General features: G+C 52.5%; 11 protein-coding genes. 4 read left to right on the forward strand and 7 right to left on the reverse strand.

What is annotated here, in order from left to right:
• Nucleotides 1-70 precede the first annotated feature (70 nt).
• A complete protein-coding gene (locus OH144_RS10240) occupies nt 71-415 on the reverse strand; it encodes a YfbK domain-containing protein (RefSeq protein ID WP_266206207.1) in 345 nt (114 codons plus the stop codon).
• 220 nt (nt 416-635) lie between these two features.
• Between OH144_RS10240 and OH144_RS10245 the strand changes: the two genes are divergently transcribed.
• Both OH144_RS10245 and OH144_RS10250 read left to right on the forward strand, forming a co-directional pair.
• Nucleotides 636-1,901 (forward strand): PAS domain-containing protein, encoded by a 1,266-nt coding sequence (locus OH144_RS10245; protein ID WP_266206208.1) that lies wholly within the window; start codon nt 636-638, stop codon nt 1,899-1,901.
• 33 nt (nt 1,902-1,934) lie between these two features.
• Nucleotides 1,935-2,285: a histidine kinase gene (locus OH144_RS10250; RefSeq protein WP_266206209.1), complete on the forward strand. Its 351-nt coding sequence runs from the start codon at nt 1,935-1,937 to the stop codon at nt 2,283-2,285.
• A 471-nt stretch (nt 2,286-2,756) separates the two neighbouring features.
• Here the strand turns inward: OH144_RS10250 and OH144_RS10255 are convergent, their stop codons facing one another.
• Both OH144_RS10255 and OH144_RS10260 read right to left on the reverse strand, forming a co-directional pair.
• Nucleotides 2,757-4,400 carry a M1 family metallopeptidase gene (locus tag OH144_RS10255; protein ID WP_266206210.1) on the reverse strand — a complete coding sequence of 548 codons (1,644 nt, stop codon included), beginning with the start codon at nt 4,398-4,400 and terminating at the stop codon, nt 2,757-2,759.
• 106 nt (nt 4,401-4,506) lie between these two features.
• On the reverse strand, nt 4,507-6,711 hold the full coding sequence (locus tag OH144_RS10260) for a S9 family peptidase (RefSeq protein ID WP_266206211.1): 2,205 nt from the start codon (nt 6,709-6,711) through the stop codon (nt 4,507-4,509).
• A 446-nt stretch (nt 6,712-7,157) separates the two neighbouring features.
• Between OH144_RS10260 and OH144_RS10265 the strand changes: the two genes are divergently transcribed.
• Nucleotides 7,158-8,018 (forward strand): MBL fold metallo-hydrolase, encoded by an 861-nt coding sequence (locus OH144_RS10265; protein ID WP_266206212.1) that lies wholly within the window; start codon nt 7,158-7,160, stop codon nt 8,016-8,018.
• Between the two features lie 296 nt (nt 8,019-8,314).
• Here the strand turns inward: OH144_RS10265 and OH144_RS10270 are convergent, their stop codons facing one another.
• Genes OH144_RS10270 through OH144_RS10285 form a run of 4 tightly spaced genes read right to left on the reverse strand, consistent with a single transcriptional unit; the run spans nt 8,315 to nt 12,936 of the window.
• The gene (locus OH144_RS10270) at nt 8,315-9,562 is read right to left on the reverse strand and encodes an NAD(P)/FAD-dependent oxidoreductase (RefSeq protein WP_266206324.1); all 1,248 of its coding nucleotides are present in this window, start codon (nt 9,560-9,562) and stop codon (nt 8,315-8,317) included.
• Nucleotides 9,562-10,563, reverse strand: coding sequence for a 4-hydroxyproline epimerase (locus tag OH144_RS10275; RefSeq protein WP_266206213.1), 1,002 nt, complete (start codon nt 10,561-10,563; stop codon nt 9,562-9,564). Before OH144_RS10275 ends, OH144_RS10270 begins: the two co-directional genes overlap by 1 nt.
• An 8-nt stretch (nt 10,564-10,571) precedes the next feature.
• Nucleotides 10,572-12,026 (reverse strand): aldehyde dehydrogenase (NADP(+)), encoded by a 1,455-nt coding sequence (locus OH144_RS10280; protein ID WP_266206214.1) that lies wholly within the window; start codon nt 12,024-12,026, stop codon nt 10,572-10,574.
• On the reverse strand, nt 12,016-12,936 hold the full coding sequence (locus OH144_RS10285) for a dihydrodipicolinate synthase family protein (protein WP_266206325.1): 921 nt from the start codon (nt 12,934-12,936) through the stop codon (nt 12,016-12,018). Before OH144_RS10285 ends, OH144_RS10280 begins: the two co-directional genes overlap by 11 nt.
• Nucleotides 12,937-13,075: 139 nt before the next feature.
• On the opposite strand from OH144_RS10285, the gene OH144_RS10290 reads away from it, so the two are divergent.
• Nucleotides 13,076-13,951, forward strand: coding sequence for an AraC family transcriptional regulator (locus OH144_RS10290; RefSeq protein ID WP_266206215.1), 876 nt, complete (start codon nt 13,076-13,078; stop codon nt 13,949-13,951).
• Nucleotides 13,952-13,963 lie beyond the last annotated feature (12 nt).

The following is a 13,963-nucleotide window of genomic DNA, read 5'->3' on the forward strand; positions in this document are numbered from 1 at the left end:
GCCCTGGAGCCGTTTTTGGTCCCCTCCTTCCGGATGAAGGCATCCCGTCCGCACATAGTGAATAAGTAAGTCAGTTAGGAGAATGGTGGTAGGCAGAGTTCGTCTCCTCTTTTACCGCCTGTGCGGCTACGGTACTTGTGAAAAGACGGCTCTTGTTTCCTGCAGACTCTTTGTAGCGCAGCTTCAGCGGCAGCACATCCCCGGAGGTGGCAGCCTCAGGATTTACCCTTGCCTGCTGGTACTTGTACTCATCCACCTTGTCTGCCGACACCTCTTCCTTACGAGGGCCAACAGGCACCAACTCATAGAGCGTCATCACCGTGTGCCCCGTCCCCAACTCGCCGACGTTTTTCTTATCGTTGCTGAAATCTTGCGCCTGGTCCGGGAAGGGCCAGCATGGAAACCGGCAACCCAAGGTAAAAACCTTATCCTACAACAGGTGAAGGTAAGGGTGAGAATCACGTGAAAGTTCGACTCCCAGAGGTCTGCAACTTCATTTATTTTCCAAATCACAGTCATCTTTCCTTAGATTATGTTCTCCAACTTTTATCGGGTATGTCGTATAAGAGCATGAGAAAACAAAGCCTTCCCTTAGATTTGTTATCTTGCAACTTCCAATTGATAAAGCCTTACCCATGGATTTATATAGGTTCTTAGTACATCTGCCTGACACCGTTGTTCTACTCTCCCCTGAACTGAAAGTGCTGGACGCTACAGACGAGTACTTTCGGGTGACAATGCGCACACGTGAAACCCTGGTGGGGAAAGACTTTCTGAGCGAGTTCCCCAACAACCCGGGCGAGCCAGAGTCCATGAATGAAGGGCGGCTGCGCAAGTCGCTGGAAAAGGTACTGCAGACAAAGCAGCCTGATTTTCTGGACGTGCTGCGCTACGACATTCCCAGCTCCGATGGAAGCTTCGATGTCAGGTATTGGGAGGCGGTGCATACACCCGTTCTAGACGAGGCGGGGAACATAGCATTCATCATCCAGAAAACCTCCGATGTAACCGAACGGGAACTGCACAAGCAGGCGCTGGCCGTGCAGGAAAGCAAGTTCAGGTTCATGGCAGACGCTATGCCCCAGCTCATCTTTACCACAGATCCACAGGGGGAACTCACCTACCTCAACCAGCGCTGGAGCACCTATACAGGTATTCCAGTGGAAGAGCTGCTCCAGCATAACTGGCACCAGGTCATCCATCCGGGTGACTTGACGGCTGTGTCGGCCAAGTGGCAGGAAGCCTTCGAAAACGGCAGGGAGATGCAAGTAGAGGTGCGCAAGCTCGACCGCAACGGTAGTTACCGTTGGCACCTTTGCCGTAGCCTTCCAATGCAAGACGAGCAGGGCAACATCATCATGTGGGTGGGCAGCTCCACCGACATCCACGAGACACGCCTGCTGGTGCAGGAGTTGCTTACCTCGAACGAGCAGATGGTGGCGATGGCCGACCAGGTGCAGCAGGCTTTCCAGAAGGCGGAGGTAGAGCGCAGGGTGATGGAGCGGCTGATACAAAAGGCCCCATTCTTCTGCTGTGTGCTCAAGGGGCCCGAGCACCGCTTCGAGCTGGTCAACGAAAACTACCAGATGCTCATGCCGGGCAAAGAGTTGGTAGGCAAGACGGTGGCCGAGGCCATGCCGGAGGTAGTCGAGCAGGGCTTCGTAGACCTGCTGGATGGGGTGTACCGCACGGGCGAGGAGTATGTTGCCGAAAACACCCCGCTGAAACTGGACCGTTACGCCACGGGCAATCTGGAGGACATATACGTCACCTTTATCTATCAGGCGGTGCGGGACGAGCAGGACAAAGTTTCTGGGATTCTCGTCTTCGGCCAAGACGTAACCGAGCAGGCCCGGTTAGAGCAACGGGCAAGGGAGTTGGGTATCAGCATAGGACAGTAGGTACATCGCACAGTCATCGGAGAAAACGCCAAAGTGGACATCGTTCAAATTGATCTACAGCAGCTACGGATAAAGCACATCTTCTTCAAGACGAGGGTGCGGGCGATTCTATACGGTGGCACCTATGACGCTTCGCTCTTCTCCCCACAGAGCCCCGTAGACATCTGGTTCAGCACAACAGGCAGCCAGCGATACGCGGGTTCGGCAGAGGTCATGAAACTCTCGAGGCTGCACCAGAGTCTTGTCTTCTCAGGCCGGACCCTCTACCGCCAGTACATTGCTGGGAACATTGAGCAGGCACACGATGAGATGAAGAACATCGATAGCCTTTCCGAGCAATTCCTCGCACTACTTTCCCAGATGGAACAAGGCACAAAAGCTTAGTTCCAAGCAACTTATAAACTACACCCTCATTTCCATACCTTATCCCCAAAATACGTTTCCGGTAACTTTCGCTATAGGATGAGGTGCCGCGCTTACCTTTTAGTTTATTTCCCCCTTCTCCAACCCGGCAACGGACTTAGACAAGGGACAATGCAGGTACTAAGTACTCCCTGTACCACTAAGTCAGCAAGCGGGGATAAGAGTAATGTTTACTTCCTTATGGAGGGGTTGTTAGTAACCTGTTGCCTTATCGAACAGCTCTTGCGGTACTAGTTCAGGGAAACTCAACATTGCCAGATTAATACTTAAGTAATTCAGTAATCCAACAGAATAACATCTGGCAAACTTTTGTAAACAACCTGACTCACAAATCATAACTCCTACTATAGTTGACACCTACTAAAACCGTATTGATTTATACTTACCAGCAGAGGCTATGCTACACAAGCGCGCTAGCCTGATGCAACACAATCATTTAGCGGCAACTGCCTCTACATAGAAATCATTGCTTACTTCTATAACAGCATTTTTCTTCCGCATCTTTATTTCCTTCCAGGTGGTAGCTGGTTCAAGCCATTGTTCTTCTCCGTTTACCAGTACCTTTACCGGCATGTTGAAACCATCTACTGCATTGCTCCATCTATAGTTCAGCTTTTTGCCTTTTACCTGATACTCCAGCTTTGGAACACGCACATCGCGCAGGTACTGATCGAAGAACGGCGCTAGGTTGCGGCCAACATGCTGGCTCAGGTAGTTCTCGATCTGCTGCGTGGTTACCGTCTGGTGGTAAAACTCCTTGTTGAGGCCGCGCAGGATGCTGCGCCACTTCTCATCATCGTTCACGATCTGGCGCAGGGTGTGCAGCATGTTACCCCCTTTGTAGTACATGTCGCCGGAACCACCTTTGTTTACTCCATACACGCCAATAATCGGGCGATCATTCTTGATGTTCATGCGGGTGCCGATCACATAGGCGCTGCTGGCTTCTTTGCCATAGTGGTAGTCCAAAAACAGATTCTCCGAGTAATTGGTAAAGCTCTCGTGGATCCACATATCAGCCACATCCTTGTTGGTGATGTTGTTGGCAAACCACTCGTGCCCCGATTCATGGATGATAATGAAATCAAACTTTAGTCCCCAGCCAGTACCGCTCAGGTCGCGGCCACGGTAACCGTTCTGATACCCGTTGCCATACGTTACGGCACTTTGGTGTTCCATGCCCAGATAAGGCACTTCCACCAGTTTGTAGCCGTCTTCATAGAACGGGTACGGGCCAAACCAGTGCTCCAAAGCCTGCAGCGTGCGTGGGGCATCTTTAAACTGTACTTTGGCTTTGTCCAGGTTCTCCTTCAGCACATAGTAGTCGCAATCGAGCACGCCTTTCTCTCCCTGGTATTTTTCAGAAAAATGGGCGTAATCGCCGATGCTGATGTTCACGCCATAGTTGTTGATCGGGTTGGACACAAACCAATGGAAGGTCTTGGTACGGTCGTTATGCTGCTCCACTTTGCGGAGACGGCCATTCGATACATCCATCAGATGGTCCGGTACACGAACGCTGATGAGCATACTGTCGGGCTCGTCGTACATGTGATCTTTGCAGGGCCACCACATGCTGGCACCGTCGCCCTGATTCGAGTTCGCTATAAACGGATTGCCATTTTTATCTTTCTTCCAGGTGATGCCCCCACTCCAGGGCGGGTTGGTGCTGACGGTAGGCTTGCCGCCAAAGTATACTTCTACTTTATCCACGGCACCCGTTTGCTGATTTTTTGCCAGCTGTACGAAGTAGGCATTGCCTTCGCGCTTAAATTGAAGTGGCTTCCCATCCTGCATTACTTTTTCGATGGCCATCGGCGCCTGCATGTCTACCTGCATGACCTGCTTCGGCTCCAGCACTTTATATTGGATCGTGTTCATGCCTTGGATGGTGCTGTCTGCCGGATTTACCTGTACGCTCAGATGATAGTACGTCAGGTCCCACCAGGCACGCTCGGGCGTGATAGAGCCACGCAGCGTATCCTGCCGGGTAAACTCAGACTTTTGAGCAAAGGCGCTGAAGCTGCAGAGCAGGATCAGGCAAAGTATAGAAACGCGGGTGATGTTGTTTTTCATGCGTCAGAGGTTTTAGCCTATTTGTTCGGGTGTTACCTTCGAAAGTATAAATATCAGGCACAGCCGGTAGCATTCTCTTTTACCAGCTGTGCCTTTTAAGGTATAACTACCTACCCCCCGGCGGGCAGTACTGCTTCAGGTAATTCGTAAACAAAGTCGAAAGGTGCCCGTTGGTGCCTTCGCCTTCCGAGATGCTGTGCGATCGGTTCGGGTAAGGCATAAACTGGAACTGCTTGTTATACTTGATCAGCTCATTTATTAACTGCTCGGCATTGTTATAGTGCACGTTGTCGTCGCCGGTGCCATGGATGTAAAGCAGGTTGCCCTGCAGGTTTTTGGCATGGGTGATGGGTGAGCCTTGTACAAAATCTTCGCGGTTCTCCTGCGGCAGGCCCATGTAGCGCTCCTGGTAAATGTTATCGTAGGTGAGTTGGTTAGCTACAGCTGCTACCGAAATCCCTGTTTTATAGATGTCCGGGTGCTGGAAGAGCAGGTTAAGCGTAGCAGAACCGCCGCCACTCCAGCCCCAGACTGCCACCCTTTCAGCATCTACATATGGTAATTTGAGCAGCTCTTTGGCAGCAGCAGCCTGATCGGAGATGTTGAGCTGTCCAACTTTCCGGTAGATGCTCTTGCGCCAGTCTCTTCCTTTTGGTGCGGGCGTACCCCGGTTATCCACCGATACATAGAGGTAACCATCCTCGGCCATGTTGCCCTTGTACAGATTGTTTTGACCTGCACCATATGTATCGGTTACAGTTTGGCCGGCTGGCTCCGTGTATACATAAAACACGATCGGGTACTTCTTCTTCGGATCAAAATTGGCAGGTTTGGCCATCCAGGCATCCATCTCTACCCCATCCGCAGTTTTAACCTTGATAAATTCCACGCCACTGGCTGCTTTATCTGCTGTAGCCAATGCTTTGGCAACGGCGCTTTCGCCACCTGTAGCCTTGTGGTTTGGCAACGATACCCACTCACTTACTGGTTTTGTGTAGTGGTTCGAAAAGCGGTGCTGTGCATACTTGGCATTAGGCGACAAAGTATACGTATGGGTGCCTGGCTGCGACGCCGGGGTAAGACGCTCTGCCTTGCCTTTGCCATTCAGGCGCGTGCGGTAAAGGTACTGTTGCGTGGCATTGTCCGGTGAGGCCAGAAAGTAGACGTATCCTCCCATTTCGTCGACACCGGCAATCTCCATCACATCGTAGTTGCCTTTGGTGATCAGGTTTTCTTTTTTGCCGTCGCGGCTTACGCGGTAGAGGTGGCGCCAGCCGTCTTTCTCGCTCGCCCACAGAAACTCTTTGCCGCCACTCAACCAGTCCCAACCGCCATAACTATAGGAATTGTCCCAGCTCGGCATAATATCGATCCAGGCCTCGTCCTGCTCTTTGTAAATCGGCTTTGCTTTGCCGTTAGCCGCATCGCACAGGTACAATATACTTTCGTTTTGCTTGCGGTTCAGTTGTTGCACGATCAGTTCATCGGCAGAAGCAGCCCATTCCATGCGGGGCAGGTAGGTGTTGCTTGGGTTTCCGGGAATTTCCATCCAGCGGGTAGCAGCGTTATGGATGTCTACCACGCCAATCTTATAAGGCGATGGTGCCTCCCCGGCTACCGGGTACTCGACCGGAATCACTTTGGCATAGACACCATCCAGCATGTCGAACATGATGTAGTCTTTTACCTGCGTTGCATCCAGCTGCCAGTAGGCAATTCTTTTGCTGTCGGGGCTCCAGCGGAAACCGTCTCGGGCAGAGAATTCTTCTTCGTAGGCCCAGTCGAAGGTACCGTTGATGAGCTTGCGGGTGCCGTCTTTCGTTAACTGCTTTTGCTGCCCACTTTGCAGGTCCTCTACAAAGATATTGTGCTCGCTTACATAGGCCACCTTGCCTCCGTCCGGCGAGAATTTGGCAAACATCAGCGATGACTCCGGCCTTCCGGCTCCCAGCTGCCGCAGCTGTTTTGTCTGCAGGTCATATACCCAGTAATCGCCCCGAGTATCGTAGCGCCATACTTTTTGGGTATTGGTATAGATCAGCACTTTCTCTTCATCAGCAGACAAAGCAAAGCCCCGCACCTTTAAGGGTTCGGTTTTACCGGCTGGTACCAGTGCTGTCTTCTCCAGGAAAACACTGGAAGTCACATCCGGCAACGTATACTTTACCAGCTGCCCCTGCTCTGCCTGCAGATAGGCATTACCGGCTTTCAGCCACTGGCGGTTCTGGTTGCCCTGGGCAAGGGAGGTAGCTGTAAAGATTAAAAGCAGCAACAGCTGCAGTAAAATATTTCGGAGTTTTAATTGGAACATACCTAAGTATCGTTATAGCTAGAAGTGTAATAAGTCGTTCTAAGAATTTAGATTATCTTGAGTCAAAAACTATAGCCCTGCAGCAAACTATAGTGCAGTAGCTCAACTGACCGACGGTCAGGGTTAGAAATTTACACTTTAATTTGAAACTGTGCACACTACAACGGGCCAAAGTATATCCTGCTGGCAGCTTTTCCCTGTAATCTCTCCAAACCATAAAAAGGTAAACTTGCAGGAAGCAATCAATTCAGGCATGCTGCCCTCTGTACTATACTTCCACTCTTCATTATTAAAGTAACTGATTAACTACAGGTTACACTTCACCTTTGACATGTATATCCTCTCTTTTGATAATAATAACCGGTGACTCTGCTACTGCCTGTCAGTAACCAATAGGCCATAAGGTCGTTAGTTTCAGAACCTGACAATTAAAAACTACTTTATCTATGGATACAAGCATGCAGCAAAGCGACGACAACAAGTTCATTCCTATGACGTCCATATCAAGCGGTATTGGTCGCGAGGTACGTCCCGATGTGTACTACTATACTAACCAGATCGTAAACTTCGTGCTAGTAGGCGACCCTTTCAGGGAAGATTGGGTGCTGATAGACGCCGGTATGCCCAAATGTGCTTCCGAAGTGAAGCAGGTATTTGAGGATCGTTTTGGCAAGCACAACAAACCAGCAGCCATCATCCTGACGCACGGGCACTTCGACCACGTGGGCAGCTTGGTTGGCTTACTGGAAGCATGGGGCAACGTGCCGGTATACGCGCACCCACTGGAATTTCCGTTCCTGACCGGGCAACAGGCTTACCCGGAACCAGATACCACGGTAGAAGGAGGCATGCTGGCCAAAATCTCTTCTATTTATCCGCACGAGCCCATCAACATCAGCGGAGCCAACTTACTGCCTTTACCGGAAGATGGCTCAGTTCCGCACATGCCGGGCTGGGGCTGGGTATTTACACCAGGGCATTCACCAGGACATGTTGCTTTCTTCCGCGAGCAGGACGGAGTACTGATTTCAGGAGATGCTGTGATTACCGTAAAGCAGGACTCCATGTATAGGGTCTTTGTGCAAAAAGAGGAAATACAAGGCCCACCCCGCTACCTCACCACTGACTGGCAAGCTGCCTGGGACTCGGTGCGTAAACTGGAGGCGCTGCGGCCACAGGTAATCATCCCCGGGCATGGTACCTACATGGAAGGTGAAGAACTAACCAAAGGTCTCAGCAAACTAGCCGCCGAGTACGACACCATTGCCATACCTGACCATGGCAAGTTTGTAGACGGTAAAGAATAAACGGTGCAGCTGCCCGGCTGGCAGAAGTGTAATTGACCTGAGAAAAGGAGCTGCTTTCGGAGCAGCTCCTTTTTTCTTTATATAGCGCGAGCGTCCCCGCTCGTGACGAACTATAGTAGGGGCCTCTGGCCCATTGAGCTGCAAACTCAACATCAAAAGCTACAAGTTAAAAACTTGCGGCAAAATTAAAGCGGATGAACTGCAAAGGGCTCTTGGCTTCCCGCTCTTTCGGACATCCTTGTCAGGAAAAGCGAAGAAATTACATAGTATAAACCCGAGCTCCTCCCTAAGAAACCTTAACTATACCTGTCCGGCGAAAAGGCGTCGGTAAGGAATTGCGCCTTTTTCTGCAGCAACTGCTCGGCCAGGACTTTGCCTGTTGCCGGTGCCAGGCTCACACCCATCATACTATGCCCCGTACCAAACAGCACATTGCTCCAGCGCTGCGTAGCACCTATGTAAGGCAGGCCATCCGGTGAACAAGGGCGCAAACCACTCCATACTTTCTCCGCTTTAGGAAAGGTGGGGTGAAAGTTAGCGTAGTAATTGGAAATGGAGTCGAAAATACCCCGCACCCGCTGTTGGTTGATACTTTGGTCAGTACCCGTAATTTCCATCGTGCCGCCGAAACGCACCTGCTCGCCAAAGGGTGTTACGGCAACTTTCCGTTCGCAAAGAATGGCGGGCAGCTGTAGGGCCGGCTGATTTTGCTGCATGAAACTATAGCCCTTGCCTGAAAGCATGGGCAGGTAAATGCCCAGTTTGCTGGCTAACTGCCCGGACCAGGCCCCGGCACACACGATCAGCTGATCACAAGTAAAGTCGCCTTGGGTGGTAACGATGGATTGTACCCTGTCGCCTTTGATCTCAAACTTCAGTACCTGCGCATGCGATACTAGTTTCACTCCCTTTGCTACCAGATAGTCCTTTAGAAAACAATGCAGTTTGGCGGGGTCCAGGTGCGCATCGCCAGTAAAATGCACGGCCCCGCGCACGCCCAACTTTACATTTGGTTCGAGTTGCTGCGCTTCCTCCCGCGACAGCACCTTTGCCTCCAGTCCATGTTGGTTGGCCAAATGCGCCATTTCAATTTCTTCCCGCTCCATATCCGGGGTTCTGTACAGCATCAGCAGGCCTTTTTCTTCCAATCCAATCTGGGAATCGGGGTGCTGCAGCGCAAAATCCAGGTAGAGGCGCTTGCTCAGCAGGCTCAGGTTTTTCAGGTAGGGAATGCTGTGCTCGACATGCTTTTTGGTGGAGGCCCGGTAAAAGTGCAGGCACCACTGCAGCAAACGCCTGTCCAGCCGGGGGTGAATGTAAAAAGGACTGGTAGCGGAGAACATCCACTTCAGTCCTTTACTGATCATGCCCGGCGAAGCCAGCGGGACAATATGACTCGGCACGATCATGCCGGCGTTGCCTGTGGAACACCCCTGCTGCATGTCTCCCTGATCAAGCAGGGTAACCTCGAAGCCTTCTTCTGAGAGGTAGTAGGCCGTAAACAAGCCTACGATGCCCCCGCCGATTATCGTTACGTTGCTCATCATATTACCTGGAAACCGTGAACGTATGGGTCTTCATCATCAAAAAAGATGGTATTGTACCCGGTGATGATCGCCCATCCTTCGATGCCGGGGTAAATGGCCGGTTTGCCAGCCACTGTGGTTTCTTCTTCGATGGTGCCGGTGAACACGGAGCCGATGATACTTTCGTGGACAAACTTTTGCCCCGGCTTTAACTTACCCTTGGCGTACCACTGCGCCATTCTGGCTGAAGTGCCGGTGCCACAGGGTGAGCGGTCAATGGCTTTATCGCCGTAGAAAACCGCGTTGCGGGCCGTGGAAGTAGCAGCTAAGGGTTCGCCCGTCCAGAGGATATGTGAGAGGCCTTGGATAGCCGGGTTCTCGGGGTGCACGAAGGTATACTGCTCGTTCAGGCGCTGGCGCAGCACACGGCTCCAGGAAATAAGCTTATCAGCTGTATAGTTCTCTATCCCTTTAAAGTTTTCCTGGGGATCCACGATGGCGTAAAAATTACCGCCATAGGCCACATCCACTTTCAGTGCACCCAGTTCCGGGCATTCTACCGTCAGGTCTTCCGAATCCAAGTAGGCCGGCACGTTCGTCAGCTTCACCAATTTCACTTTGCTACCTTCCTGGGTATACTGCACGCGTACCAGGCCGGCCGGTGTCTCGAGGCGCAACTGACCGGGTACTTTGGGCGTGATGAGTCCTTCTTCCAACGCGATCGTGACCGTACCAATGGTGCCGTGCCCGCACATGGGCAGGCAGCCGCTGGTTTCGATGTAGAGCACGGACACATCGTTTTGCGGGTCGTGCGGCGGGTACAGAATGCTGCCCGACATCATGTCGTGGCCGCGTGGTTCGAACATCAGCCCTTTCCGGATCCAGTCGTACTCTCGGAGAAAGTGCAGGCGTTTTTCACTCATGTTGTGGCCCTGCAGCACAGGGCCGCCGCTTGCCACCAGGCGCACCGGGTTGCCGCAGGTATGGGCATCGATGCAAAAGAATGTTTTTCTGGCCATTTGTATACTTATAAACTGGCTTGGGAAAGTTTTCCGTTGAGGATGCGCCACAGGCCGTTGCGGTTTTCGTTCTGCAGCTCTACCGGCAACAGTGCCTGCGGAGCCGACTGAAACGTGACAGGCCGGGCAAAACGTTTGATGGCGTAGGTGCCCACCGACGTGCTGCGGCTGTCGGTCGTGGCCGGGAAAGGACCGCCGTGCGTCATGGCATGACTTACCTCCACCCCGGTTGGGACACCAGAAAATAAGAGTCGTCCGCATTTGTCGCGCAACACATCGGTGAGTGCTTGCTGTATTTCTTGTTCCTGATTTGAACCCCAGAGCGTGCAGGTCAACTGTCCCTGCAATGCTTTTGCTGCGGAAAGCAACTCGTCTGCGCTGTTATACTTTACAACGAGGGTAAAAGGGCCGAAGATTTCCTCCTGCAAAGCCGGGTTCTGCAACCACTGCGCGGCGCTGGTACTGGCCAAGGAGGCACGTCCTTCCAGCACGTCAGCTTCCTGCTGTACCAGTGCCTGCACCCCTTCCGCTTTCAGAAGCTTTTCGAGTCCCTTATAGTAGTTGTCGGCGATGCCGCCGTGCAGCATTTTGGCGGGGTTGGCAGTGGCAAGCTCTGCTTCAAGCGTTTCCATAAACTCCCCCGTTACCTCCGACTCCGGCACGAAAAGCAAGCCCGGACAGGTACAGAATTGGCCGGCTCCCAGTAACACCGATGCCGCCGCCTGATGTGCCAGCTCAGCCGTGTTCTCCTTCAGTTTTTCCGGAAGTATAAATACAGGGTTGGTGCTACCCATTTCGGCATACACCGGGATGGGTACTTCGCGCTGCATGGCCAGGTCAAAAATGGCTTTGCCGCCCTGATAAGATCCGGTAAAAGCAACAGCCTTTGTAGTGGGATGCTTTACCAGCTCCTGCCCTACTTCCACGCCGCCGCTTACATGCTGGAACACACCTGCCGGAAGCCCGTTTGCCTCAAGCGCCCGGGCGATGGCTTTATGAACTAACAGTGACGTTTTCGGGTGGCCCGGGTGCTCTTTATAAACCACGGTACAGCCAGCAGCAAGCGCGGAGGCCGTGTCGCCGCCCGCGGTGGAGAAGGCAAGCGGAAAGTTGCTGGCTCCGAACACCACCACAGGCCCGAGCGGCACGAGCATGCGGCGCAGGTCCGGACGCGGCAAAGGCTGGCGGTCGGGCAGAGCGGTGTCGATAGTGGCCTCCACCCAGGACCCCTCTTCTACCAAATCTGCGAACAGGCGCAACTGGTTGCAGGTGCGCCCGCGCTCGCCTGTCAGGCGGGCCTGCGGGAGATTGCTCTCCCGGCTGGCCGTATGCAACAGTTCATCCCCCAGCGCCTCAATAGCCTCAGCTATACTTCGCAGGAGCTGTGCCCGTTGTGCCGGAGAGGTTTTCTTGTATGATTCAAACGCCTGTTCGGCGTGTGCTAAAGCTTCGTTATACAGCATAGGCTTCTTCTTTAAAATTTGGCAGCTGTGGCCTTGTTTCAATTCCTTTTTGGATAATGGCGATTACGCTATCACGCTCTTCCCCGATCAGTGGCAGGCGGGGCGCACGCACATGTTCGCTGCCAATGCCTTCCAGCTGCTCGGCCAGCTTAATGTACTGCACCAGTTTCGGATGAATATCCAGTTCCAGCAGCGGCATAAACCAACGGTAGATTTCCAGTGCTTCCTGTGTTCTTCCTGCCTTGGCTAACTTAAACACGGCCATTGTTTCTTTCGGGAAAGCACACACCAGACCGGCCACCCAGCCATGCGCACCCATTAGCAGGCTTTCCAGGGCCAGGGTATCTACGCCACATAATATCTTGATGCGATCGCCGTAGCGGTTGAGCATGCGCGTAACGTTGGTCAGGTCGCGGGTAGATTCTTTTACGGCCTGTATGTTATCGTGAACGAGCAGTTCATCGAACATTTCCAGGGTAATGCTCCGCTTATAGTCTACGGGGTTGTTATAGATCATGATGGGCAGCGTGGTACTTTCGGCTACTGCCTTAAAGTAAGCGACCGTCTCGCGGTGATCGGAGTAATAGCGCATAGGTGGGAGCAGCATCAGGCCGCTGGCACCCATTTCTTCGGCTTCACGGGCACGGAGTATAGCTTCCTGCGTAGCGCCTTCGGCAATATTCATAATTACCGGCACCTTGCCTGCCACATAGGCAATGGCCCTGCGGGTCAGTTCCTGTTTTTCATCGGTGCGCAGTACGCTGGCTTCTCCCAGCGTGCCGCCCAGAATGATGCCGTCCACACCGGCTTCCAGCTGTGCATCTACGTTCTTAAAGAATGTATCGAAGTCAAGGCTACCATCGGCATGGAATTTTGTGGTAAGTGCAGGGAATACGCCGTTCCAGTTGATCATGATAAGAAGTGGTTTTGGTTCTATTTCAAAGGTATAGTATTGAACAGGCAAAATCCTGTACTGGATTAGTAATAACTAATAGAATATTGACCCATATTTTGCAAGTAATCCGGATATTAGCTAACATGGTACCAGCATGAAGGTCATCCCCTTTAAAATACCGAAGCCGAGCAAAGAGCTGATCCGCTACCAGGTGGACTGCCAGCCATACTTCTACGATAAACTGCACCAACATCCCGAAATACAGCTCAGCTGCATCCTGGAAGGTGAGGGAAAGCTGATCGTGGGCGACTATATTGGCCGCTTCGGGCCGGGCGACATTTTCCTGTTGGGCCAGAACGTGCCCCATGTGTTTCGGAGCGATGATGCCTACTATCAGCACGACGAAGCGCGGCAGAGCCACAGTATCATCCTGTTCTTCGACTTGCGTGCCTTTGGCGAGGCGTTTTGGGCAGCCGAAGAAATGCAGGAAGTAAAAGAGTTTTTTGAGCAACTGAGTGGCTGCTATAAGGTGTGTCTGGCGGAGCCGGATAATTTCGTGGAACAGGTACGGCAGCTACACCACAGGCACCATCTGAGCAAAGTGGTGGGCGCCCTGCAACTGGTGGACGAACTGATGCATAAGGCTGCGCTACAGCGCCTGAACCTGGCCGACCAGATGCACAATCTTAGCGAGCGCGAAGGCAAGCGCATGGAGCAGGTGCTGCAGTTTTTGGTAGATGAAAGCCACCGGCAGCTCACCCTCGAAGAAGTGGCCTCGGTCGCCAACATGAGCCGCGAGGCCTTTTGCCGCTTCTTTAAAGAACGCACCCGCAAGACCCTCGTCACTTTTCTGAACGAGCTGCGCTTAAGCAATGCCTGCCAGGCTCTGCTGCACTCCGACCAGACCATCGCCAGCATCGCCTTTACCTGCGGCTTTGCCAACCTGTCGCACTTTAACCGCGTCTTTATCAAGACTATTGGCACCACCCCACGCAATTTCCGCCGCCAGGCAACTACAAATAAAGTATAAACCAAATTTGAT

It is taken from the genome of Pontibacter kalidii (assembly GCF_026278245.1).
In the GTDB taxonomy this organism is placed as follows: Bacteria; Bacteroidota; Bacteroidia; order Cytophagales; family Hymenobacteraceae; genus Pontibacter; species Pontibacter kalidii.

Excerpts from the sequence above, each read along its gene's own strand:
- OH144_RS10245 (WP_266206208.1), top strand. The coding sequence starts at position 636 with ATGGATTTATATAGGTTCTTAGTACATCTGCCTGACACCGTTGTTCTA.
- OH144_RS10260 (WP_266206211.1), bottom strand. The coding sequence starts at position 6,711 with ATGTTCCAATTAAAACTCCGAAATATTTTACTGCAGCTGTTGCTGCTT.
- OH144_RS10290 (WP_266206215.1), top strand. The coding sequence starts at position 13,076 with ATGAAGGTCATCCCCTTTAAAATACCGAAGCCGAGCAAAGAGCTGATC.
- OH144_RS10270 (WP_266206324.1), bottom strand. The coding sequence starts at position 9,562 with ATGAGCAACGTAACGATAATCGGCGGGGGCATCGTAGGCTTGTTTACG.
- OH144_RS10275 (WP_266206213.1), bottom strand. The coding sequence starts at position 10,563 with ATGGCCAGAAAAACATTCTTTTGCATCGATGCCCATACCTGCGGCAAC.
- OH144_RS10265 (WP_266206212.1), top strand. The coding sequence starts at position 7,158 with ATGGATACAAGCATGCAGCAAAGCGACGACAACAAGTTCATTCCTATG.
- OH144_RS10280 (WP_266206214.1), bottom strand. The coding sequence starts at position 12,026 with ATGCTGTATAACGAAGCTTTAGCACACGCCGAACAGGCGTTTGAATCA.
- OH144_RS10255 (WP_266206210.1), bottom strand. The coding sequence starts at position 4,400 with ATGAAAAACAACATCACCCGCGTTTCTATACTTTGCCTGATCCTGCTC.